At 60.3% G+C, this 21,512-nt stretch carries 22 protein-coding genes; 12 read left to right on the top strand and 10 right to left on the bottom strand.

All coding sequences use genetic code 11. The annotated features are described in order from the left end of the window. The 3 genes from FN828_RS07155 to FN828_RS07145 all read left to right on the top strand — a co-directional run bounded on the left by FN828_RS07155 (nt 1) and on the right by FN828_RS07145 (nt 4,169). Nucleotides 1–720, top strand: a complete 720-nt coding sequence (locus tag FN828_RS07155; protein ID WP_185958961.1) for a 2-dehydro-3-deoxygalactonokinase — start codon at nt 1–3, stop codon at nt 718–720. A gap of 72 nt (nt 721–792) precedes the next feature. Further along, on the top strand, nt 793–1,782 hold the full coding sequence (deoC, locus tag FN828_RS07150; protein WP_408033797.1) for a deoxyribose-phosphate aldolase: 990 nt from the start codon (nt 793–795) through the stop codon (nt 1,780–1,782). 47 nt (nt 1,783–1,829) lie between these two features. After that, on the top strand, nt 1,830–4,169 hold the full coding sequence (locus FN828_RS07145) for an aldehyde dehydrogenase family protein (RefSeq protein WP_142492724.1): 2,340 nt from the start codon (nt 1,830–1,832) through the stop codon (nt 4,167–4,169). 7 nt (nt 4,170–4,176) lie between these two features. Here the strand turns inward: FN828_RS07145 and FN828_RS07140 are convergent, their stop codons facing one another. The 9 genes from FN828_RS07140 to FN828_RS07100 all read right to left on the bottom strand — a co-directional run bounded on the left by FN828_RS07140 (nt 4,177) and on the right by FN828_RS07100 (nt 14,613). Further along, the gene (locus FN828_RS07140) at nt 4,177–4,719 is read right to left on the bottom strand and encodes a VOC family protein (protein ID WP_142492723.1); all 543 of its coding nucleotides are present in this window, start codon (nt 4,717–4,719) and stop codon (nt 4,177–4,179) included. Between the two features lie 104 nt (nt 4,720–4,823). Further along, nucleotides 4,824–5,933, bottom strand: coding sequence for a THUMP domain-containing class I SAM-dependent RNA methyltransferase (locus FN828_RS07135; protein ID WP_142492722.1), 1,110 nt, complete (start codon nt 5,931–5,933; stop codon nt 4,824–4,826). Nucleotides 5,934–5,981: 48 nt separating this feature from the next. Beyond that, nucleotides 5,982–7,289, bottom strand: a complete 1,308-nt coding sequence (locus FN828_RS07130) for a M16 family metallopeptidase (RefSeq protein WP_142492793.1) — start codon at nt 7,287–7,289, stop codon at nt 5,982–5,984. A gap of 2 nt (nt 7,290–7,291) precedes the next feature. Next, nucleotides 7,292–8,626 carry a M16 family metallopeptidase gene (locus FN828_RS07125; RefSeq protein ID WP_142492721.1) on the bottom strand — a complete coding sequence of 445 codons (1,335 nt, stop codon included), beginning with the start codon at nt 8,624–8,626 and terminating at the stop codon, nt 7,292–7,294. 89 nt (nt 8,627–8,715) lie between these two features. Beyond that, nucleotides 8,716–9,225, bottom strand: a complete 510-nt coding sequence (locus FN828_RS07120) for a DUF3035 domain-containing protein (protein WP_328592205.1) — start codon at nt 9,223–9,225, stop codon at nt 8,716–8,718. Between the two features lie 58 nt (nt 9,226–9,283). Further along, the gene (lspA, locus tag FN828_RS07115) at nt 9,284–9,754 is read right to left on the bottom strand and encodes a signal peptidase II (RefSeq protein ID WP_142492719.1); all 471 of its coding nucleotides are present in this window, start codon (nt 9,752–9,754) and stop codon (nt 9,284–9,286) included. Nucleotides 9,755–9,887: 133 nt separating this feature from the next. Next, entirely contained in the window at nt 9,888–11,474 is a 1,587-nt protein-coding gene (purH, locus tag FN828_RS07110) for a bifunctional phosphoribosylaminoimidazolecarboxamide formyltransferase/IMP cyclohydrolase (protein WP_142492718.1), read from the bottom strand. A gap of 22 nt (nt 11,475–11,496) precedes the next feature. Then, nucleotides 11,497–13,227: a heparinase II/III family protein gene (locus FN828_RS07105; RefSeq protein WP_235891432.1), complete on the bottom strand. Its 1,731-nt coding sequence runs from the start codon at nt 13,225–13,227 to the stop codon at nt 11,497–11,499. Nucleotides 13,228–13,335: 108 nt separating this feature from the next. Next, nucleotides 13,336–14,613 carry an RsmB/NOP family class I SAM-dependent RNA methyltransferase gene (locus FN828_RS07100; protein WP_142492717.1) on the bottom strand — a complete coding sequence of 426 codons (1,278 nt, stop codon included), beginning with the start codon at nt 14,611–14,613 and terminating at the stop codon, nt 13,336–13,338. Between the two features lie 70 nt (nt 14,614–14,683). Between FN828_RS07100 and FN828_RS07095 the strand changes: the two genes are divergently transcribed. Further along, complete coding sequence (locus FN828_RS07095) at nt 14,684–14,878, top strand: DUF1674 domain-containing protein (RefSeq protein ID WP_142492716.1); 195 nt, start codon at nt 14,684–14,686, stop codon at nt 14,876–14,878. 37 nt (nt 14,879–14,915) lie between these two features. On the opposite strand, the gene dapB is transcribed toward FN828_RS07095, so the two are convergent. Further along, nucleotides 14,916–15,725 (bottom strand): 4-hydroxy-tetrahydrodipicolinate reductase, encoded by an 810-nt coding sequence (gene dapB / locus FN828_RS07090; protein ID WP_142492715.1) that lies wholly within the window; start codon nt 15,723–15,725, stop codon nt 14,916–14,918. Nucleotides 15,726–15,815: 90 nt separating this feature from the next. Here dapB and rbfA point away from each other — a divergent pair, with 90 nt between their 5' ends. From rbfA to FN828_RS07050, 8 genes are all read left to right on the top strand, one after another. Beyond that, a complete protein-coding gene (rbfA, locus tag FN828_RS07085) occupies nt 15,816–16,229 on the top strand; it encodes a 30S ribosome-binding factor RbfA (RefSeq protein ID WP_235891431.1) in 414 nt (137 codons plus the stop codon). Next, the gene (locus FN828_RS07080; RefSeq protein WP_142492713.1) at nt 16,226–16,981 is read left to right on the top strand and encodes a phosphodiester glycosidase family protein; all 756 of its coding nucleotides are present in this window, start codon (nt 16,226–16,228) and stop codon (nt 16,979–16,981) included. Before rbfA ends, FN828_RS07080 begins: the two co-directional genes overlap by 4 nt. Nucleotides 16,982–17,052: 71 nt before the next feature. After that, on the top strand, nt 17,053–17,964 hold the full coding sequence (truB, locus tag FN828_RS07075; protein ID WP_142492712.1) for a tRNA pseudouridine(55) synthase TruB: 912 nt from the start codon (nt 17,053–17,055) through the stop codon (nt 17,962–17,964). A gap of 39 nt (nt 17,965–18,003) precedes the next feature. Continuing rightward, nucleotides 18,004–18,537 (top strand): DUF1643 domain-containing protein, encoded by a 534-nt coding sequence (locus tag FN828_RS07070; protein ID WP_142492711.1) that lies wholly within the window; start codon nt 18,004–18,006, stop codon nt 18,535–18,537. Beyond that, nucleotides 18,534–18,854 (top strand): DUF5665 domain-containing protein, encoded by a 321-nt coding sequence (locus FN828_RS07065; RefSeq protein WP_142492710.1) that lies wholly within the window; start codon nt 18,534–18,536, stop codon nt 18,852–18,854. The genes FN828_RS07070 and FN828_RS07065 overlap by 4 nt, the downstream gene beginning before the upstream one ends. Nucleotides 18,855–18,915: 61 nt before the next feature. Further along, the gene (locus FN828_RS07060) at nt 18,916–19,845 is read left to right on the top strand and encodes a calcium-binding protein (RefSeq protein ID WP_142492709.1); all 930 of its coding nucleotides are present in this window, start codon (nt 18,916–18,918) and stop codon (nt 19,843–19,845) included. Between the two features lie 136 nt (nt 19,846–19,981). Next, nucleotides 19,982–20,251, top strand: a complete 270-nt coding sequence (gene rpsO, locus FN828_RS07055; protein WP_142492708.1) for a 30S ribosomal protein S15 — start codon at nt 19,982–19,984, stop codon at nt 20,249–20,251. Between the two features lie 345 nt (nt 20,252–20,596). Further along, on the top strand, nt 20,597–21,502 hold the full coding sequence (locus FN828_RS07050; protein ID WP_142492707.1) for a hypothetical protein: 906 nt from the start codon (nt 20,597–20,599) through the stop codon (nt 21,500–21,502). Nucleotides 21,503–21,512 lie beyond the last annotated feature (10 nt).

Genomic DNA, 21,512 nt, shown 5'->3' with positions numbered 1-21,512 from the left:
ATGCCCCGCAGAACCTATCTGCGGGGCATGAGCGACTGGATTGGTATTATCGAAGATCACACAGGCGTCCGGGGCTGGGGCTTCCGCGACGGGCGGGCCGTATCCACGGCCAACGGCCTGAACACCGAAGCCATCCTTGCACAGCTGGGCGAAGCGGATGTTTTGATTGTTGCCCCCACGCGTGAAGCGGCGAAGCTACCTGCCAAACTTCTGCCCGATGCCGGGTTTACCGATCTAACGGATGGAAAATCCCGCCTGCCTGCCCCCCTGCGCCTGCAACTGGTGGGGTTTCAGCAGGATCACCCCAATTGGGATGGTGTGGCGCTGCTTCTGACCGCAACCCACAGCTATTGGTGCCTGATCAGCGCGGGTGAGCTGGTTGGTTTCCAGCCCTTTATGACCCCCCGGCTGATGACCGCATTGCACGTTCCTGCACAGGCGCATCCACAGGCCACCGCCGAAACCCTGTCCCGCCCCGAACGTCTGGCCGCGCATCTGGCGCAGGCTGAAACCGATCCTCAGGCCATGACAGGCCACCTGATCGGGGCCGAACTGGGGGCTGCCCGCGCATGGTGGCTGGGTCAACAGGTGGCGGTGATCGGTCCAACGGAACTGGCCACGTCCTATGCCGCAGGGCTGACCGCCCAAGGCGTTCCCACAACCTGTCACGACGACCCCAGCCCACAAGGCATGATTGCCCTGCATGCCGCGCTGACCTGACCCCACGCCCGCGCTTGCCAAGCCCCCGGCCCCGTGCGACCCTGCCCCGGAACCGCGAGAGGAACCAAGCCGGTGCAAACCGATACCCACGTCATTCAAACGCATCTGCCGCAGGTCACAGACCCCCGCAATCCGGGCATGGCGCTGGATCTGGATTGGGTCCGCGCCGCGCAGGCCAACACATCCGCCATCGAACGCCGCGCCGCCACCCTGCCGGGACGGCGCAGCGTGAAAAAGGACTATCAGGCCGCATGGCTGTGTCGGGCGATTTCCTGCATCGACCTGACCACGCTGGCCGGGGATGACACCGCTGGCCGCGTACAACGCCTGTGCGCCAAGGCCCGCCAACCCGTCCGCGCCGATATTCTGGATGCACTGGGGATGCAGGGCCTAACCGTGGGGGCGGTTTGCGTCTATCACGACATGATTGCCCCCGCCGTGGATGCGCTGGCCGGATCGGGCATTCCTGTTGCTGCCGTATCCACCGGGTTTCCGGCGGGGCTGTCGCCCTTTAACCTGCGCGTGGCCGAGATTGAACAAAGCGTGCAGGCTGGCGCGGATGAGATCGACATCGTGATTTCCCGCCGCCATGTACTGACCGGCAACTGGCAGGCGCTATATGATGAAATGAAAACCTTTCGCGCAGCCTGTGGCGATGCCCATGTAAAGGCGATCCTTGCCACGGGTGAATTGGGCAGCCTGCGCAACGTGGCCCGCGCCAGCCTTGTCTGCATGATGGCAGGGGCGGATTTCATCAAAACCAGCACCGGCAAGGAAAGCGTGAACGCCACCCTGCCCGTGTCCTTGGTGATGATCCGCGCCATTCGGGATTATTACGACAGGACCGGCATCCGCGTGGGCTATAAACCCGCCGGGGGCATTTCCAAGGCCAAGGACGCGCTGGTGTATCTGTCCCTGATCAAGGAAGAACTGGGCAATCGCTGGCTGCACCCTGACCTGTTCCGCTTTGGCGCATCGTCCCTGCTGGGAGATATCGAACGCCAGTTGGAACACCATGTCACCGGCGCCTATTCTGCCGCCTATCGTCATCCCGTGGGCTAGGCCGCCTGTGGCCAGGTCTGGAATTTGAGTATTTGGGGCAAGATGAAATGACCGTAAAAGAGATATTCGACAGCATGGATTATGGCCCAGCCCCCGAAACCGCCGCCGAGGCATTGGCATGGCTGGTGGATCAGGGCGACCGTTTTGGCCATTTCATTGATGGGGCATTTACCGAACCGGGGGATGGGTTCGTGTCGAGGAACCCAGCCACAGGCGAAACGCTGGCAACGCTGACACAGGCCACACAATCCGATGTAGATGCCGCCGTAACCGCCGCGCGCAAGGCCCAGCCGAAATGGGAAAAGCTGGGCGGGCATGGACGGGCGCGGCATCTGTATGCGCTGGCGCGGCTGTTGCAGAAACACGCTCGCCTGTTCGCCGTGCTGGAAACGCTGGACAATGGCAAACCCATCCGGGAATCGCGCGACATTGATGTGCCGCTGGCGCAGCGGCATTTTTATTACCACGCGGGCATGGCGCAACTGATGGATACGGAACTGCCAGATCATGCGCCCCTTGGCGTATGCGGGCAGATCATTCCGTGGAATTTCCCGCTGCTGATGCTGGCGTGGAAAGTGGCCCCCGCGTTGGCGATGGGGAATACCGTGGTGCTGAAACCTGCTGAATATACCTCGCTGACCGCGCTGCTGTTTGCTGACATTTGCCGACAGGCCGGGCTGCCGCGCGGGGTGGTGAATATCGTCACCGGCGATGGGAACGTGGGCGACATTATCGTGCGCCATCCCGGTATCGACAAGATCGCCTTTACCGGCTCTACCCAAGTGGGCCGCAAGATCCGCATCGCCACCGCAGGCAGCGGCAAATCCCTGACCTTGGAACTGGGCGGTAAATCTCCCTATATCGTGTTTGATGACGCCGATCTGGATTCCGCAGTCGAAGGGCTGGTGGATGCCATCTGGTTCAATCAGGGGCAGGTTTGCTGCGCCGGGTCGCGCCTGCTGGTCCAAGAGGGCATCGCGGATCGGTTCCATGCCAAGCTGCGCACCCGTATGGGCAACCTGCGCATGGGCGACCCGCTGGACAAATGTATTGACGTGGGCGCCATCGTGGACCCCGTGCAATTGCAAACGATCACCGACATGGTGGATGGCAACACCGACGGCGAAACGTTTCGCGTAAATGCGCAAATGCCCGCGCAGGGCTGTTTCTATCCGCCCACGCTGATCACCGGACTGGAACCGTCCCATCGCCTGATGCAGGAAGAAATCTTTGGCCCGGTTCTGGTGTCCACCACGTTCCGCACCCCGGCCGATGCGGTGCAGATCGCCAATAACACCCGCTACGGATTGGCCGCGACGGTGTGGACGGAAAACGTGAACCTTGCGCTGGATATTGCGCCGAAGCTGGCCGCCGGGGTGGTTTGGGTGAACGCCACCAACCTGTTCGACGCCGCCGCCGGGTTCGGTGGCATCCGCGAAAGCGGCTTCGGGCGCGAAGGGGGCTGGGAAGGGCTGCGTGCCTATACCCGTCCTGTGGGCAAGTCCAAACCGCTGCCCCCGGTCCTGCCCTATGAAGGGGACGGAACCGGCGAAGGACTGGATCGCACCCCCAAACTGTATATCGGCGGCAAACAGGCGCGGCCCGATGGCGGGTATTCGCAACCTGTCTATGGAAAGACGGGCAAATTGCTGGGGCACGTCCCGATTGCCAGCCGCAAGGACATCCGCAACGCGGTCGAAGCTGCGCGCGGGGCGTCCGGCTGGGCCAAATCCACCGCGCATATGCGGGCGCAAATCCTGTATTACATCGGGGAAAACCTGTCGGCCCGCGCCGATGAGTTTGCCGCGCGCATTGACGCAATGATGGGCGGGAAACAGGGCCGGAAAGAGGTGGACACCGCTATCAGCCGCCTGTTCAGCGCCGCCGCATGGGCCGATAAATACGATGGGGCAGTGAAATCCGTGCCAATCCGGGGCGTAGCAATGGCGATGAACGAACCCGTGGGCGTGATTGGGGCGCTGTGCCCGGATGAATCGCCGTTGCTTGGATTGGTGTCCGTCATGGCCCCGGCCATTGCGATGGGCAACCGCGTGGTGCTGGCAGCCAGTCAGGCATTCCCACTGTCGGCCACCGATTTCTATCAGGTGTTGGACACATCGGACGTGCCGGGGGGCGTGGTGAACATCCTGACCGGCCCGCACGCGGATCTGGCCCCCACCTTGGCCAGCCACATGGATATAGATGCGGTTTGGTCTTTCTCGTCCTCGGACCTGTCAGCCAGCATCGAACAGGCCAGCGCCGGGAACCTGAAACGGACTTGGGCGAACAACGGCATGGCCCGTGACTGGACCACAGACAACAGCCGCGACTTTCTTCAAGCCGCGACTGAGATTAAAACCATCTGGGTGCCCTACGGCGAGGGTTAACCCCGGATCACACGTCAGACAGTTCCTTGGCATGCATCCATTCGGCATGCTTGGGGGCTTTCTTGGTTTTCGACCATTCTTCCAGCATGTCCCATTTGACCGAATCCAGACGTTTCAGCATTTCGTCTTCTTTGGGATCCGGGCAGGCCAGTTCAACCCGGTGGCCGTTCGGATCAAAGAAATAGATCGAATGGAAAATGGAATGATCGGTCACGCCCAGCACCTCGACGCCCTTAGCCTCCAGATGCTCTTTGAACGCGATCAGCTCATCACGGTCTTTGACCTTGAACGCGATGTGCTGCACCCAGACAGGGGTGTTTTCATCACGCCCCATTTCCGGCTTGGTTGGCAGTTCAAAGAACGCCAGCACGTTGCCGTTCCCCGCATCCATGAAGATGTGCATATAGGGATCGGGTTCATGGGTTGACGGAACGTGATCCTCGGCAATTGCCAGAACGAAATCCATGTTCAGCATATCGCGATACCATTCGACGGTTTCCTTGGCGTCTTTGCAACGATAGGCGACGTGGTGAATCTGTTCGATTTTCATATGTCCCTCCTCCGGGGTTTGATACTGTCGAGGATCGGGATATTTGTTACATTTGTAACTATCAACGGATTATTTTGCGGATCGCGCCTTGTTTCGACACCGCCTTATAATGGTTTCGTCTGGAACAACCGCACCTTCAGGCCACCATGCGCAATCGGTTGGCTGGGGGGCAAGAATGGCAACGCCGTGGCCTTTGCCAGCCCGCTATCCGAGGTCACAATGCCCACACGCCAACCCTTGAACCGCTCTTTCAGAACAGTTCCCAGCGACCCGTACAGCCCGAACAGCGGCTTCTTATTCCCGATCCGCGCCCCATATGGCGGGTTCACCATGATCAGCCCGGCAGGGCCATCAGGCGGGGTAATGTCGCTGATCGGGGCCATCTGGAACCGGGTCCAATCGGCCACCCCGGCGCGGTCTGCGTTGGCCTGGCTCATCCGCACCGCCCCGGCATCGCGGTCTGATCCGTGAAACAACACCCCCGGCACCCGCGCCTGCGCTTTGGCCTTCATATCGGCCCAGACCTGCGCATCGAAGCTGGCCAGTTGTTCAAAGGCAAAAGACCGCGTGCGCCCCGGATACAGCCCCGCCGCGATTTCCGCCGCTTCGATCACAAACGTGCCGGACCCACACATCGGGTCCAACACGGGTTCATCCCCGGTAAATCCGCATTCGCGCAGGAACATTGCCGCCATGGTTTCGCGCATCGGCGCCTTGTTCACCGCTTCCTTATGCCCGCGCTTGTGTAGCGACTGCCCCGAGGTATCCACGCTGAACGTGACCAGATTATCGTCAATCCGGGTTTTGATCACCAGCGCGGCATCTTCGGCAAGTGGAATGCCTGCGGCCTTTAACGCGCCTTCGATCCGCTGTGTGGCCGCGCCCGCGTGATAGATCTTGGATCGTTTGCACGTCACCTCGACCCGCACTGGCACGTCCTTGCGCAGCACCGCCGCCCAGTCGAATTTCGTCGCCCGCTTGTCCAGTTGCGCCAGATGAAAGGCCCGAAATTCTCCGATCCGCGCCAAAATCCGCGTCGCCCCGCGCAGCACCAGATTGGCACGCCAGACCTGCGGCCAGCCCCCGCGCATCACCACCCCGCCGGGGATCACCTGCGCATCGGAAAATCCCGCCTCTTGCGCTTCGGCGCAAAGCGGAGCCTCCAATCCGGGGGTGGCAACAAGGAAGATTTCAAAAGGGGCGTTTTGTGTCATGCGCCCGCTTTAGCTTAGTTCAGCGGGCGCAGCGACAGATTTCTTAGCTTAGTTCGCGGGCAATCCTTCGGGTTGCCCCACCACGACAAAGGTCAGCTTCGCCGGGTCCAACAGGCGCTTCGCCACGCGCTGCACATCGTCCAGCGTCACGGCATTCACCTGATCATTGCGGGTGGCAATGTAATCAATCGGCATCCCGTCCGCCTGCATCCCCACCATGATATTGGCAATCGTCGCATTGCCATCAAACCGCAGCGGATAGGCCCCGGTCAAATAGGTCTTGGCGTCGTCCAGTTCCTGTTGCGTCACGCCATGATCCAGCATTTTCTGCCATTCATCGCGGATCACCTGCACCGCCTGCGCGATCCGTTCATTCCCGGACGCCACGGACCCCATCCACAGCTTCGCGCCTTCCTTGTCCACCAGATAGGTATAGACACCATACGTCAGCCCGCGCTTTTCGCGCACTTCCTGCATCAGACGACTTTCAAACGATCCACCACCCAAAATCAGGTCCAGAATATAAGCCGCGAAAAAATCCGGGTCTTCGCGGTCAATTCCGGGCTGGGCAAACAGCGCGATGGATTGCGGCGTGGCAAAATCGGTGACATGCACACCGCCGGGGAAATGCAACGCTGCCACACCGGGCAGTTCCGGCCCCGCCTTTGGCAGATCGGCCAGCAACCGATCCAGCAGTGCCGACAATTCACCGGGTGTAATATCCCCCACCGCCGACACATACAGCCGGTCGCGGGTCAGCGCATTACGATGCGCCATCACCAAATCATCCCGCGTCAGCGCCGAAACGCTGTCCACCGTCCCGCTTTGGTCCTGCGCATAGGGGTGGTCGCCATAAACCAGCTTGCGAAACTGTTTCGAGGCAATATCGCGCGGGTTCTTTTCATCGGACAGGATGCCAGACAGCACCTGTTGGCGTACCCGGTCAATCGCATCAGGGTCAAAGCGCGGATTGATCAGGCTGTCCCGCAACAGGCCAACCGCCTGATCGCGGTTTTCGGTCAGGAACCGGGCGGACACAGACACCACATCGTCCGACAGGTCATAGGAAAACCCAGCCGCCAATTCTTCGGTCGCGCGGGCAAAGGCGCGGGAATCCAGATCCCCTGCACCTTCCTCTAGCAGGCCAACCATCAGATTGGTTGCCCCTTTCTTGCCGGGCAGGTCCAGCACCGCGCCGCCCTTGAACCGCAATTCAAGCGCGGTAAAGGGGATTTCGTGATCTTCCACCAGCCACGCCTTGATCCCACCGGGCGATGTCACCTCTTGGATATTCACCTCGGCGCGGGCGGGCAGCGCCGCAACCAGCAGGACCAGCGGCAAAATAAAACGCATCATTTTCATTGGCCCACCTCCTCGGCTTGTAGCCAGCCCGTCACGGATTGACGGCGGTCCAGAACGGTGCGGGCTGCGGCCAGCACGTCATCCGCCGTCACCTCTTGCAGCACCTTGGGCCAGTCCTGCACATCCTGAAGGGTCAATCCCTGCGTCAGCGCCCGGCCATAGCGGTTTGCCAGCCCTTCGGTGTTGTCCAGCGCATAGATTTCGGACGCCCGCACCTGCATTTTCACCCGGTCCAGCCGATCCTGATCCACACCATTTTCCAACAACCCGGCCAGCACATCGTCCAGCGCATCCTCGGCCTGTTGCAATGTCACCCCCGGCGCAGGCACCACGATCAGATCAAAGGTGGTATCGTCCAGCGACGTCGCCCCGTAATACGCCGCCGTGTAAATCGCGGTTTTGCTGTCATATTGCAGCTTTTCCGCCAGAATCGAGGTCGTCGATCCCCCCAGCACCTCGGATAGGATGGTCAAGGCAGCGGCCTGTTTCTGGGCGTTATGGTCCCGTTCAGGCGCCAGATAAGACCGGCTGACATAGGGCTGCGCCACGCGGGCATCGCGGAAAACCAAACGGCGCTCGGCGGTTTGCGGCGGTTCCGCGCTGCGATAGCGTTCTTTCGGCAGGTCCGGGTTGGCCGGGATCACGCCATAATATTGCTTAGCCAGCGCCAAAACCTGATCGGGCTGCACATCGCCCGCCACGACCAAAATCGCATTATTCGGCGAATAATAGGTGCCGTAATAGGACAGCGCGTCCTCCAGGCTCAACTCTTCCATCTCGTGCCGCCAGCCGATCACTGGCACGCCATAGCGGTGGTTCAGATATTGTGCGGCGTCCTTTTGTTCACGGAACAATGCGGCGGGGTTATTATCCACCCGCATGTTGCGTTCTTCCAAAATCACGGCCCGCTCGGTCTTGATGTCATCCTCGGACAGGCGCAGGTTTTTCATGCGGTCCGATTCCATTTGCATCATCAGCGGCAAACGATCCGCCGCGACCCGCTGATAATAGGCCGTGTAATCGTAGCTGGTAAACGCGTTATCGGTGCCGCCGTTTTTGGCTACGGTGGCTGAAAATTCGCCGGGGGCCAGCGTGTCGGTGCCTTTGAACAGCAGATGTTCCAGAAAATGCGCCACGCCGGATTGTCCCGGTGGTTCGTCTGCCGATCCGGCCCGATACCAGACCATGTGAACAACGATCGGGGCGCGGTGATCTTCGATCACCACCACCTGCATTCCATTATCCAAAGTAAAATCGCTGACCTTTTCCGCCGCACGCAGCGGCGCAGTCATGACCATGCTTGCCAATACGGCAAGGGCAAGGCGGATCATTGGGCAATCTCCTGTTATTTTTCCAGCAAGATACGCCCTGAGCCTGCGACTGCAAGCAGGGTGACGCGGTTGTGAAGCGTCACACGATGTTAGTGATCTTCAGGTGGGGCCGATGGTACATTCGCCCCAGCAGCCCGCCAGCGCGCCGCTTCCTTATAGGCGTTCAGGCGTTGCTTGCGATACGCTTGGTTATAGCGGTCGATCCGGGTGATCCGAATCTTGGTGAACCGCGACTGACGCTTGCGGAATTGTTCGTCTTCGGTGGCCAATTCCTGCCGGATCGCCGGAGCCACGCCATTGCGGCTGACATAGTTGACCAGCCCCACCTCGGACGTGGGAACGCCGCCGGGAACCAGCGCACCGGGCTTACCGCCCAACGCCTTCACCGCATCGGCCCGCGGGTTGGGGTCAGTCAGATTGCTGCCACCGGGGGTCGGGGTGGGCAGGCTGGCATAATCCTTGGGCGATTGCAGTTCTTTACCCGGAATGACCGAAAATTCGTCAGGCCCGCCCGTGAATGACCGCAAATCCCGCAAACGGGCATCCCCGCCACAAGCTGCAAGACCTACAAAAGCCAACAAGAATACTGCGCGCGACATCCGCATCGCCACCCTCCAGTCCGTTCCGCCCCAGCATTAGCCCATCAGAACGCCCGCGTCACGGGTGCTTTTGCTTTCCGCCCCAAAGGATCAGCCCGAAAGCGCCGACAAAGATCGTAATATCCGCCACATTGAACGCATAGGGATTGTCGAAACCGCAGCAGGACATATTCAGAAAATCCGCCACCGCCCCATAAAGCAGCCGATCAACCACGTTCCCCAAGGCACCGCCAATCAATACTCCGGCGGACAACAATCCCAAACGATTGGGCGTATCACGATACACCCACCACAGCACCGCAGCGGAAATTACCAGCGCCAAAATAATCAGGAACCAGCGCGTCAGATCGCCATAGCCAGACAAAAGACCGAAATTTACCCCGGTATTCCACGCCATCCGCAGATTCAGAAAAGGCGGGATAACATCCATTTCCCCAACGGTCCGCAGATTCAATATATGGACGACAAGATATTTGCTGGCTTGATCCAACAAGAACGTCCAGAAGCCTGCCCAGAAAACCAGCCTCATTTGCCTATCCTATTCTGCCTCTGACCGGGCGCGTTTGCCGTGCCTCGGAATTATTGATCCGGCAAGTTTACATGAACTTGCCGGATTCGCGTAGTGTGAAATGTCCGTAATTCAGGGGGATGACCCGACGCCCTTAGTGGCGGAAGTGCCGCATACCACTAAAGACCATCGCCAGACCGCGTTCATTGGCGGCGTCGATCACCTCTTGGTCGCGCATGGACCCGCCCGGCTGGATGATCGCGGTTGCGCCAGCTTCAGCAGCCGTGATCAGACCGTCAGCAAAGGGGAAAAACGCATCGGACGCCACAACCGATCCTTTGGTCAGCGGCTCAGACAACCCCATCACCTCGGCCATGTCCTGCGCTTTGCGGGCGGCGATGCGGGTGCTGTCCACGCGGCTCATCTGGCCCGCGCCCACACCAACGGTTGCCCCGTCTTTGACATAGATAATCGCGTTGGATTTAACGTGCTTGGCCACTTTCCACGCGAACAGCAGATCACGCAGTTCTTGTTCCGTGGGCTGGCGTTCGGTCACGACCTTCAGATCGTCCAGCGTGATCGCGCCGTTATCCTTGCCCTGCACAAGGAACCCACCCGCCACTTGGCGGAAGGTGGTGATGGCCGACTTCGGATCGGGCAACGCGCCGGTGGTCAGCAGGCGCAGGTTTTTCTTTGCCGCGAAAACCGCCTTGGCTTCGTCGGTTGCATCGGGGGCAATGACAACCTCGGTGAAAATCTTGCTGATTTCCTCGGCAGTTTCGCCATCCAACGTCTGATTCAGCGCGATGATCCCACCAAAGGCCGACGTGCGATCGCAGTCAAACGCGCGGTTATAGGCCTCTTTCATCGTCGCGCCCGAGGCCACACCGCAAGGGTTGGCGTGTTTGATGATCGCACAGGCAGGCGCATCGGTGCCGAATTCCGCCACCAGCTCAAACGCCGCGTCGGTGTCGTTGATGTTGTTATAGGACAGTTCCTTGCCCTGATGTTGCTGCGCAGTTGCCACACCGGCGCGGGCGCTGCCATCCTTGTAGAACGCTGCCGACTGGTGCGGGTTTTCACCATAGCGCAGGGTTTGCGCCAGTTCCCCGGCGAACACGCGGCGGCGCGGGGTGTCCTGACCAATGGCCCCGGCCATCCATGTCGAAACAGCCGCATCATACGCCCCGGTGCGGGCATAAGCGATCTGCGCCATTTTCTGACGGAAGGCATACGAGGTCTGGCCGTTGTTCGCGTCCAGTTCGGCCAGCAGGGCATCGTAATCTTCGACATCCACAACGGTTGTCACGAACCCGTGGTTTTTCGCGGCGGCGCGGATCATGGCAGGGCCACCGATGTCGATGTTTTCGATCATTTCGTCATAATCGGCACCACGGGCCAGCGCGGCCTCGAACGGGTACAGGTTCACCACCAGCAGGTCGATCCCGCCGATTTCATGTTCGTTCATCGCGGCAACGTGGCTGTCATTGTCGCGCAGCGCCAACAGGCCGCCATGCACTTTGGGGTGCAGGGTCTTCACGCGGCCGTCCATCATTTCAGGAAAGCCGGTCACATCCGCCACATCGCGCACATCCAGCCCGGCATCGCGCAGCGCCTTGGCCGATCCGCCGGTGGACAGCAATTCCACACCACGCGCGGCCAGCGCCTTGCCCAGATCAATCAGGCCGGTTTTATCGGAAACGGAAATCAGCGCGCGGCGCACGGGGTAGAGGTCGGTCATGGGGCAGCTCTTTGTCTCTGTATCAGGTCAGGTCCGGTTCATCGCGGTTCAGATCGCGGATACTGATCGGGGTATCCTGCGCCTTGGCCAATGACCACCGGATGCGCGTCGCATAGTCCATCGCGCGGCCAGATAAAACGATTTGTTTGGTCGCACGGGGCCGTAAACGGCCTTTTTCCAAATAAACCGAAGGTTCCAGCGTCATTTGCGCCGTACCTTCGTGGCGGAACAACCACAATTCCCCGCTTTTCAGCGCCAGCGACACAGACGCCCCGCCCATATCCACGGTCGCGTCCACCTCGGGGTGCAGGTGGAACCGGATGTGATAGGGGATACCTTCCAGCGCAACCGTTTGCGGCACTTTATCGAAGCGGCGCTTGGCGGCCTCGTCCAGCGCGATCAGCAATTCCTCGCCCGCCATACCGCGCCCGTCAAACGTCAGTTCCAGCGTGCGGGCATGGGTCAACCCATAAGATTTGGCATACCCATCATGCCCGCCTTCAAACCGCATCCCATCCGGGGCCTGAGACACCTCGATCGGGACGTTTTTGGGGATGTCCGTCAGCAATTCGGCCTTGCCGCGCCCGCCCAGCCGGGAACTGGAATACCCATCCAGACACAGCGTCGAATGCGATGGCGTGGCCCGCCCGGCCCGCCGCCATTTCGCCCCGAAAATCGCACCAGATCCGCAATTCACCACCACCGGCCTGCGCCCCGAGGTCAGTTCAAACGCAAGGGTCGAGGCATGAGCATTATACGAGGCCTTGCCCGCAGGCGGCGGGCTGGCATCTACGACAACACTGGTACGCCCCGCCGACAGCCGGGCATAGCCCATCGCCAACCCATCCGCCGCGCGCCCCTTGATCCCGGATGCGGCCAGCGCAGTATCCAGCCGCCCTTCGGCCCCGCGCCCACCACCGTGGAACCGCGCCAGCCCACCGTCAGCGTGGCGCAGGGTGCGCAGCGTCGGGGCAATGCGTTCAATCGCGGCCTGATGATCCGGGTGAACCGCCTGCCCGGCTTCTTGCAGCGCGGCAGCGGCCCATGTCAGCAGGGTAAAGACCTCTAGCAATTCTTCGGGGTTGCGGGTGGGAATACCGCCCTGCGCATCCACCTGCGACCGACAATCCCGCGCCAATGCCTTGACCGCTGGGGCTACATATTTTGCCATGCCTTCTAATGACAGCCCGGCATACAACAGCCCTGTCAAAGCCTCGAACCGGGGCAAACCGGGGGACGAGGATTGCCAGCGCCGCGACAGGAAAATCGTCTGCCGGGCCAGCGACCGATAGAATGCGTCAGACTGTTCCTTGTCCACCCCCCGCAACACGAACAGCGCATGATGAATCCAGCGAATGATCCGGCGGCCCGTCAGGTCCGGCGTCCAGCCCGGTCCGCGCCCTGCGCCATAGCGTTCAATCCACCCCCAAAGCCACGCCTGCGCCCGTTCGCGGGTGGTCGGGTCCGCGACGGCGGCCAGATCGTCCAGCCAGCCAAAGCCCTGTGTTTCCTCCTCAAAGCCGTGATCGGGCGGGGCGATATCCCAAATCAGGGTTTTCGGCGCTTCCACCAAATGCCCGGCGAACAGGAAATTCCCGGCCACCAATTGCCGCCCCCGCGCAAAGCTGCCGATGGTCCGGGGTTCGGGTTGGCTCACGAACCCTTTGGCTGGATGCGCGAAGCCGCTTAGCCGCGCATGAAAGCGGTGCATCCAGCGCGTCAGGGGCGCTGCTGTCCGATCTGGGTTGAACATCTGGCTCTGCCTCTCGCGCTCTGACGGCGGGTTGTGGGCAGATTACCCTGTGGCGGGCCGTCTGTCACCGACGAATGCCAATACCAGACGCGATTGGGCGAATTCTGCTCAGGGCTTTCGCAAACAAGCCATATAGAATCCATCCATCCCGCCCTGTTTCCGCCAGAACGACGGCAACAGGCGCAGCCCGCCTTCTTCGGTCTGCCATGCGGGGTCTACCCCCGGCATGTCCAGCGCGGTGCGGTCAATTTGCAGATCGGGATACAGTTCCAGCGCATCCTCGACCTGACATTCGCCTTCGTCGGGCAACAGGGAACAGGTGGCATAAACCAGCCGCCCGCCGGGTTTCAGCAAGCTTAGCGCATGGGCCAGCATTTGCGCCTGCAATTCAATCAGCGCCCCGAACTCTGCCCCGTCTTTGGCGTGGGGCAAATCGGGATGGCGGCGAATCGTGCCCGTGGCCGAACAGGGCGCATCCAGCAGGATCGCATCATATTGCCCCTGATGGTCCAGCGCGTCGCCCGTAACCAACCGCGCGGACAGGCCGGTGCGCGTCAGATTTTCCTGCACCCGTGCCATGCGGTTTTCGGAAATATCCAGCGCAGTTACATCCGCCCCCGCCGCCGACAGTTGCATCGTTTTGCCGCCCGGTGCCGCGCACATATCCAGCACGGTTTCGCCCGGCTGCACGTTCAGCACACGGGCTGGCAGCGCAGCGGCGGCATCCTGTACCCACCAATCGCCCGCATCAAACCCCGGCAGGGCAGACACCTGCCCGGCATCCTGCAAACGAATGGTGCCAGTCGGCAGCAATTCCCCACCAAGCGCATCACACACCGCCTGCGGATCGGATTTGGCCGTGATGTCCAGCGGCGCCCCCACGAAATGGGCTTGCTCCATCCGGGCCACTTCTTCGGGACCATAACCATCGACCAAGGGATCACGCAGCCAACGCGGCAACCGCGGGGCGCGTTGCTTGGCCCAATCCTGCGCGGCGGTTTCCGCAACCTTGCGCAGCACGGCGTTGACCATGCCTTTCATCGTCTGGGTACGTTTATTGGCAGCGGTCAGGTTCACCGCTTCGTTCACCACCCCATGCGCGTCGCCGCCCGTGGCCAGTTCCATCACCGCCAGCCGCAGGATGTTGCGCACCGCCAGCGGCGGGTTCTTTTTCAGATGCCGCGCCAGCAGTTTATCCGCGCGTTCCATCCCTCGCAGCGTATCCAGCGCCAAGCGTTGCGCCCGCGCCCGATCTGCCGGGTCCAGCCGCGTCAATGCCCCCTGTGCCGCCTGTTCCGAAATCAGCCGCCCATCGACCAACACCTGATTCAACAGGGTCAGCGCAGTCTGGCGCGGGGTGGGAACGGGGCGGGCTGGTTTCGGCAAAATACGGCAATCCTTGCGAATGGGCTGCCGAGGCGTATATCAACAGGCAGCCGCAAGAGGAAGACACGCCATGAGCGAGCCGGAAAAAGACCCGCAAAAAGACCTGCCCCCCGCCGCGATCCGCGCATTGGCCGAGGCCGAAGAACGCCGGAAAAAAGCGGAAGCCGACGCCAAGGCCATGCCCAAGGAACTGGGTGGCCGCGACGGCCCCGAACCCGTTCGCTATGGCGATTGGGAAAAAAAGGGCATCGCGGTCGATTTCTAATCCCGCGACATAGGCGGGTTATCTGGCTGCGCGGGGCTTACAGCCCCAGCACATCCATCATGTCGTATTCGCCGGGTTTTTGCCCCAGCCCCCATAGCGCCGCCTTCAATGCGCCACGGGCGAAAACCGCGCGATCCGTAGCAACGTGGCGCAGAATCACCCGTTCCCCGGCTGCGGCGAATAAAACATCGTGTTCCCCCACGATGTCCCCACCCCGGATTGCCGTAAAACCGATATGGCCGCGTTCCCGCGCCCCGGTGATCCCGTCGCGGCCCCGGTCCGATACGTTTTCCAGTGACACGCCCCGCCCTTCGGCGGCGGCTTCGCCCAGCATCAGGGCGGTTCCCGATGGCGCGTCCACCTTTTTGTTGTGATGCGCTTCGATCACTTCGATGTCGAAATCTTCGTCCAGCGCGGCGGCAACCTTTTTCGTCAGTTGCACCAGCAGGTTCACCCCCAGGGACATGTTCCCGGCCCGCACCACCACAGCATGACGGGCAGCCGCGTTGATTTTGCCCAGATCGTCCGCAGACATGCCAGTGGTGCCGATCACATGCACAACCCGCGCCTGCGCGGCAATCGCGGCGAATTCCACCGTGGCGGCGGGTGCGGTGAAATCAATCACCCCCTGCGCATGGGCAAAGGTTTCCAGCGGATCGTCCGATACGATCACACCCATCGGTGCGCCGCCCATACATTCGCCCACATCGCGGCCCACCCAATCGTGGCCCTTGCGTTCGACCGCGCCCACAAGCCTGCACTTGTCGCTGTCCTGAATGGTACGCATCAGCATCTGGCCCATACGGCCCGAGGCCCCAGTTACGACAAGTCCGGGCAGGTTGGTCATCGGTCAAAACTCCAGTCTTTCGGCGGTTGCGCTCTCATAGCGGCTTGAACCCGGCTTGGCAAAGCCCTTGCGAAAGCGTAGATGCGGAACATGGCCAAGGGAAACAGCTCTTTCGGTTCCGGCCCCGGTATGCGTCAGCTACGGGTTGGGGAACAAATTCGCCGGACAATGTCCGAAATCCTGATGCGTGGGGATATCCACGATCCGGACCTGAATCGTATGTCCATCACTGTGGGCGAGGTCCGGTTAAGCGCCGATCTGCGCGTGGCCACGGTGTTTGTGCTGCCGTTGGGCGGCGATCAAAAGGACGAGGCGATCAAGCTGCTGGCCCGCCACCACGGCGAATTGCGCCGGATGATCGGGCGCAAATGCGGCCTGAAACACGCGCCCGAACTGCGCTTCCGGCTGGACGATACATTCGACCGGATGGACGAAACCCGCCGCCTGCTGTCGCAAGATCAGGTCCGCCGCGACATCGACAAGGACGACGGGGAAGAGGAATGACCCGCCCCGGAACCAGCCTTTTCGGTCTGGTTCTGGCCCTTGCCGCGTGGCTTCCCACGCTGGCCCACGCCGTTGACTGCCGCAGCCTGACAGTTGACGAAAACCGCTTCACCATATGTCAGGTCGACGCCAGCCGCGAAACCATCCGGCTGTTTCTGCGTGACGATCAGGGAACCGTACTGGGGCAATTTTCTGCTGTCGCTGAACTGTTGGACGCAAAAGGCCAGCGTTTAGACATGGCGATGAATGCGGGCATGTACCATCAGGATCGCGCACCCGTTGGCCTGTATATCGAAGACGGCCAACAGGAAATGCGCGTGGTTCCCAATGCCGGGCCGGGCAATTTCGGGCTGCTGCCGAACGGTGTGTTCTGTATCCGTCAGGGCCGCGCCGATGTGATCGAAACCTTGCGTTATATCAACGAAAAACCCGCCTGCCGCGATGCCACTCAATCCGGGCCGATGCTGGTGATTGACGGGGCTTTGCATCCGCGTTTCCTGCCGGACAGCACATCCCGCTATATCCGCAACGGGGTGGGCAGTTCCGCCGATGGTCAGCGGGTGGTCTTTGCCATTTCTGAAAATCCGGTCACATTTTATGAATTCGGCAGCTTGTTCCGCGATACGCTGGACCTGCCACAAGCGCTGTATTTCGATGGCAAGGTATCCCGGCTGTATGCCCCGCAAATCGACAGGGACGATGCCGGGTTCTGGCTGGGACCAATCGTGGGCGTGGTATCCCCCGTGCAATAAGCACAAATTGACAGGACGCGGGTCATCCGTTAGGTGCCGCACCTTGGCAGCAACAACGGGTTTCAGGGATCATGGCACGCAAACGCAAGGGACGCGATATTTCCGGCTGGCTGGTGGTGGATAAACCCGCTGGCATGACCTCGACCGCCGTTGTGAACAAGGTGAAATGGGCATTCAACGCCAACAAGGCAGGCCATGCCGGAACGCTGGACCCCGATGCCACCGGCGTATTGGCCGTTGCCTTGGGTGAAGCCACCAAAACCGTGCCATTCATCACCGACGCACTGAAATGCTATCGCTTCTCGGTACGGCTGGGGCAGGCCACCAATACCGACGACGCCGAAGGCGAAGTGATCGCGCAATCCGATCTGCGTCCCTCGGACGATGCGATCAAAGAGGCGTTGAATGGATTTCTGGGCGACATCATGCAGGTGCCGCCGAAATTTTCCGCCGTGAAAATCGACGGCCAACGTGCCTATAAGCTGGCCCGCGCGGATGAAGATTTTGAACTGGCCGCCCGCCCGCTTTGGGTGGATGAACTGGTGATGGAAGACCGTCCCGACGCCGATCATGTGGTGCTGGAAATGGTCTGTGGCAAAGGTGGCTATGTCCGATCCATCGCCCGCGATCTGGGTCAGGCGCTGGGATGTCATGGCCATGTCGAATGGCTGCGCCGGGTCTGGTCCGGCCCGTTCGATGCAGACGAAGATGGCGTTTCCGTGGACCAGATCAACGACATGGCCCGCACCCCCGAACTGGACGATCTTCTGCGCCCCGTCGAAGAAGGGTTGGCCGATCTGCCCGAGGTCAAGGCCACCGATGCCGGGGCCGCACGACTGCGGAATGGCAACCCCGGCATGGTCATCGCCCATGACATAGAGTTCGGCGAAGAATGCTGGGCATCTTATCAGGGGAAACCAATCGCTGTGGGCATTCTGCAAGGGGCAGAACTGCACCCGAACCGGGTGTTCAATCTGGACTGATGGCTTGCAGCCCGGTCGCGGTACGGGCAAGAACGGCACATGATCACGCGTGAGTTTCAAAAGGGCGACGCCCTGTCCTGTGCCGTTTATTCCGATTGCGAACGCTACCGCTATTCCCTGACGCGGGAATGGGATGCCGCCGGGCCGCGCGTGATGTTCGTGATGCTGAATCCATCAACCGCGACTGAAATCCAGAACGATCCCACCGTGGAACGCTGCGAAAGACGGGCGCGGGTGCTGGGCTATGGGGCGTTCCGCGTGACCAATATCTTTGCATGGCGCGAAACCGATCCGCGCCGGATGCGAGCCGCCACCGACCCGATTGGCCCCGGCAACGATGCTGCGATTCTGGCAGGGTGCGCTTGGGCGGATCGGATCGTGGCAGGCTGGGGGACGCATGGTGCCTATCTGGATCGCGGCCCACAGGTGGCACAGGTTCTGGCGCAAAGCGGGCAGCCGCTTTACCATCTGGGCCTGACCAAAGACGGCCACCCACGGCACCCACTTTACATTGCTTATACACAACAGCCGCAAATCTGGGACATTCCGGCACCCGCACAGGACACCCCATGACCGAACAGCCCGACACATCCAAAACCGAAGAAATCGAAGCCCTGCGCCGCCTGACCAAAGAGCTGGAAAAACTCAATGGTCACAAATTCATACGCGTCCAGAATTCAACCATGCGGTCCATCGGGTTCCAGTTCGCGCGCGGGCTGGCCTTTGGTCTGGGGTCGGTTCTGGGGGCGTCCTTGCTGGTGTCTGTGATTACCTGGTGGCTGTCCCAGTTTGAATTTCTGCCGATCATCGGGGACTGGATGGTTGTCCTGTCCGAAGAATTCCAACGCGCCACCGGCGGGCAAAGCGGTGTTAACCACACCCCCCAATAGGTTTTGACCGACTCGGGCGCGCTATGCGGTAATGCCTGCGGGGAAATCCGTGGGTGAAAACATGTTACTTATTGCAGGCTTATTGGGTGTAATGGCCGTTGGCGCCGCCTTCATCGGCACCGGCATCGCGGACGATGATGACGCGGAACTGGACAGTACCGAAACCGATGCAACCGACGACGATACCATTGGTGCCGAAGATTTGCTGACAGGCAACGACATCCTTGCAGGTGGGGGTGAAACCGATCTGCTGGACGGCGGCGATGGCAACGATCAACTGAACGGCTATGGCGGCGACGATACCGTATCCGGCGGCGCGAATGACGACGATATTTATGGCGGTGACGGGGATGACACCCTGCATGGCGATACGGGCAACGACACCCTGCATGGCGATGACGGGGCCGATTTCATGCTGGGCGATGCCGGCAACGACCAGCTTTTCGGTCATAACGGCAATGACCAACTGGAAGGCGGCGATGGTGATGACAGCCTTGTTGGCAGCGCGGGCAACGACCTGCTGGAAGGCGGCGATGGCAATGACGCCCTGCACGGCGATGTAGATGACGACACCCTGATCGGTGGCGCGGGGTCGGATACCCTGTTCGGTGGCGCGGGGGATGACGTGCTGCGCGGCGATGACGACACAGACAGCGATTTCCTGAATGGTGGCGACGGTGATGATACCATCACTGGAGGGGCCGGTGATTACATCCACAGCGGCGACGGGTCAGACATGATCCTGATCGGGGATTGGGTGGATAACCCGCTGACGATACAGGACTTCGATGCTGCCTCGGATCAATTGGCCGTGGTCTATGACGATAGCACCGGCACCCTGCCGGAAATGGACCTGATCCCGTCTGACGATGGGTCAGACACGCTGGCCCTGCTGGTGGACGGGGTTCAGGTGGCCACATTGAACGGAACAAGCGGGCTTAGCCTGACGGACATTGCCCTGATCGCACGCTCGGGCGGCCTGCCGGGATAGGATTTTGCTTTTCTTTTAAGGGGAATCCCCGTATACGCGCGCATCCGTCATGGGAATCCCGTGGCGGGTACTCCACGGACCTTGCTGGACGACATCCCGGCTTGCGCCCCAACCCTTAACCTTACAGGAGACCCCGATGTCGATCACCGTTGAAGAAAAGAACCGCGTTATCAAAGAATTCGCAACCAAAGAAGGCGACACTGGTTCGCCCGAAGTTCAGGTTGCTATCCTGTCGTCGCGTATCGCTACGCTGACCGAACACTTCAAAACGCACACCAAAGACAACCACGGCCGCCGTGGCCTGCTGAAACTGGTTGCTCAGCGTCGTAAACTGCTAGACTACCTGAAAGCCAAAGACGAAGCACGCTATGCGTCGCTGATCGAACGTCTGGGCCTGCGCCGCTAAGCCGATCCGGTTTGGAATTTGGAACGCCCGCTTGCAAGAGCGGGCGTTTTTCGTTGTGGTAAAGGGGTGGGTTTCAAAGGAAGGGTATACTTGGGCAGGCGTCTGCATCTGGAGAAGCCGAAGGCTCTCAGCTTCGCAGTGGCATCCTTGGGTTGATTAAAAATCCAATCACTCCCCTCTGGAAACAATTTGTTTCCCTTGATTTTCAAAGATTCGACTCGGGACCACGGCGCAAATGCGGTTAAATTATGGCGCAAATGTGTTCCACAGCGAACCAAAGGTGAGCGCCCCAGCTTACATAAGGACCATCCACCACGCACACAGCCTTAGCCGGAGATTAATCAGATGCCCGATCTTTCAAAGACATTTTCGTACGCTATGGAAGGACTGTCCTATACGGTCACCGTTTACGAAGACCCGGAAAATCCCGGTCAGTTTCTGGCTGACATTTCCGTCAGCGAAGGCGCAATGGATGTGAACGCCATCTATTTTGGCGACGATGATTTTTCTGGCGATAGTGAAGGTCTGAAGGGGCCACTGAACATGAATGGTGTTCAGGATGTACAATGGGATGAGGCGGTCAAGCTAAGCGATCCGGGCCTTGGCCCAGAAGGTGAAGACAAAGAAACCTATGTCACCGCCGGGGATCAGATGACCGTTCAGTTGGATATCGACAGTCTGGACGATGTCGATGTCTTTGGCATCCGCGCCACGTCAACCACAACCGAAGAAGGCTCGATCAAGGCCGTATCCGAGGAAGAAGAGGACGATGACGAACCGACCTTTGAAAAGGTTGGTTTTGGTGTCGACATTGCGGATAACGGGATGATTTCAAACGGGGTTTACATTTTCGAAGACAACCTGCCCGAAGGCGAAGAAGGCACCTTTGAAAACTATGTGAACTTTTATGAAAGCCAGTTCGCAGATGACCCCGATTACAATATTACCGAGGTCGAATCGGTTATCTTCTACGATCTGAACGAAGAAACCGCCCCGGATGGCAGCACCGTCGAGGTTCCCACCGAACTGTTCCGCATAGATGCGCTCGATGGGGGCTTTCAAAATGCCGAAGAATTACTGGCCGCCTATGATGATGCCGTCGAAAACGGCGCGCTGGATGGTGCCAGCATGGCCGAAGACGGCAGTCTGGATTTGTTGGCGACCCTAAGTACAGGTCCGGACAGTGATGAAGAAGAATTCGGCGCAGAAGACCCGATGCCGGAAGACGAAGAGCTTGAGGAAATGGTGTAACCCTCGGCGT

It is taken from the genome of Thalassovita litoralis (assembly GCF_900182725.1).
Taxonomy (GTDB): Bacteria; Pseudomonadota; Alphaproteobacteria; order Rhodobacterales; family Rhodobacteraceae; genus Thalassobius; species Thalassobius litoralis.
The sequence above is the reverse complement of the archived record's forward strand: the minus strand, read 5'-3'. Positions and strand labels throughout refer to the sequence as shown.

Excerpts from the sequence above, each read along its gene's own strand:
- purH (WP_142492718.1), bottom strand. The coding sequence starts at position 11,474 with ATGACCGACCTCTACCCCGTGCGCCGCGCGCTGATTTCCGTTTCCGAT.
- FN828_RS07060 (WP_142492709.1), top strand. The coding sequence starts at position 18,916 with ATGTTACTTATTGCAGGCTTATTGGGTGTAATGGCCGTTGGCGCCGCC.
- lspA (WP_142492719.1), bottom strand. The coding sequence starts at position 9,754 with ATGAGGCTGGTTTTCTGGGCAGGCTTCTGGACGTTCTTGTTGGATCAA.
- FN828_RS07130 (WP_142492793.1), bottom strand. The coding sequence starts at position 7,289 with ATGATGCGTTTTATTTTGCCGCTGGTCCTGCTGGTTGCGGCGCTGCCC.
- FN828_RS07145 (WP_142492724.1), top strand. The coding sequence starts at position 1,830 with ATGACCGTAAAAGAGATATTCGACAGCATGGATTATGGCCCAGCCCCC.
- FN828_RS07140 (WP_142492723.1), bottom strand. The coding sequence starts at position 4,719 with ATGAAAATCGAACAGATTCACCACGTCGCCTATCGTTGCAAAGACGCC.
- FN828_RS07070 (WP_142492711.1), top strand. The coding sequence starts at position 18,004 with ATGATCACGCGTGAGTTTCAAAAGGGCGACGCCCTGTCCTGTGCCGTT.
- FN828_RS07080 (WP_142492713.1), top strand. The coding sequence starts at position 16,226 with ATGACCCGCCCCGGAACCAGCCTTTTCGGTCTGGTTCTGGCCCTTGCC.
- rpsO (WP_142492708.1), top strand. The coding sequence starts at position 19,982 with ATGTCGATCACCGTTGAAGAAAAGAACCGCGTTATCAAAGAATTCGCA.
- FN828_RS07135 (WP_142492722.1), bottom strand. The coding sequence starts at position 5,933 with ATGACACAAAACGCCCCTTTTGAAATCTTCCTTGTTGCCACCCCCGGA.
- FN828_RS07095 (WP_142492716.1), top strand. The coding sequence starts at position 14,684 with ATGAGCGAGCCGGAAAAAGACCCGCAAAAAGACCTGCCCCCCGCCGCG.
- FN828_RS07125 (WP_142492721.1), bottom strand. The coding sequence starts at position 8,626 with ATGATCCGCCTTGCCCTTGCCGTATTGGCAAGCATGGTCATGACTGCG.
- FN828_RS07105 (WP_235891432.1), bottom strand. The coding sequence starts at position 13,227 with ATGTTCAACCCAGATCGGACAGCAGCGCCCCTGACGCGCTGGATGCAC.
- FN828_RS07155 (WP_185958961.1), top strand. The coding sequence starts at position 1 with ATGCCCCGCAGAACCTATCTGCGGGGCATGAGCGACTGGATTGGTATT.
- truB (WP_142492712.1), top strand. The coding sequence starts at position 17,053 with ATGGCACGCAAACGCAAGGGACGCGATATTTCCGGCTGGCTGGTGGTG.
- FN828_RS07120 (WP_328592205.1), bottom strand. The coding sequence starts at position 9,225 with ATGTCGCGCGCAGTATTCTTGTTGGCTTTTGTAGGTCTTGCAGCTTGT.
- rbfA (WP_235891431.1), top strand. The coding sequence starts at position 15,816 with ATGGCCAAGGGAAACAGCTCTTTCGGTTCCGGCCCCGGTATGCGTCAG.
- dapB (WP_142492715.1), bottom strand. The coding sequence starts at position 15,725 with ATGACCAACCTGCCCGGACTTGTCGTAACTGGGGCCTCGGGCCGTATG.
- FN828_RS07065 (WP_142492710.1), top strand. The coding sequence starts at position 18,534 with ATGACCGAACAGCCCGACACATCCAAAACCGAAGAAATCGAAGCCCTG.
- FN828_RS07050 (WP_142492707.1), top strand. The coding sequence starts at position 20,597 with ATGCCCGATCTTTCAAAGACATTTTCGTACGCTATGGAAGGACTGTCC.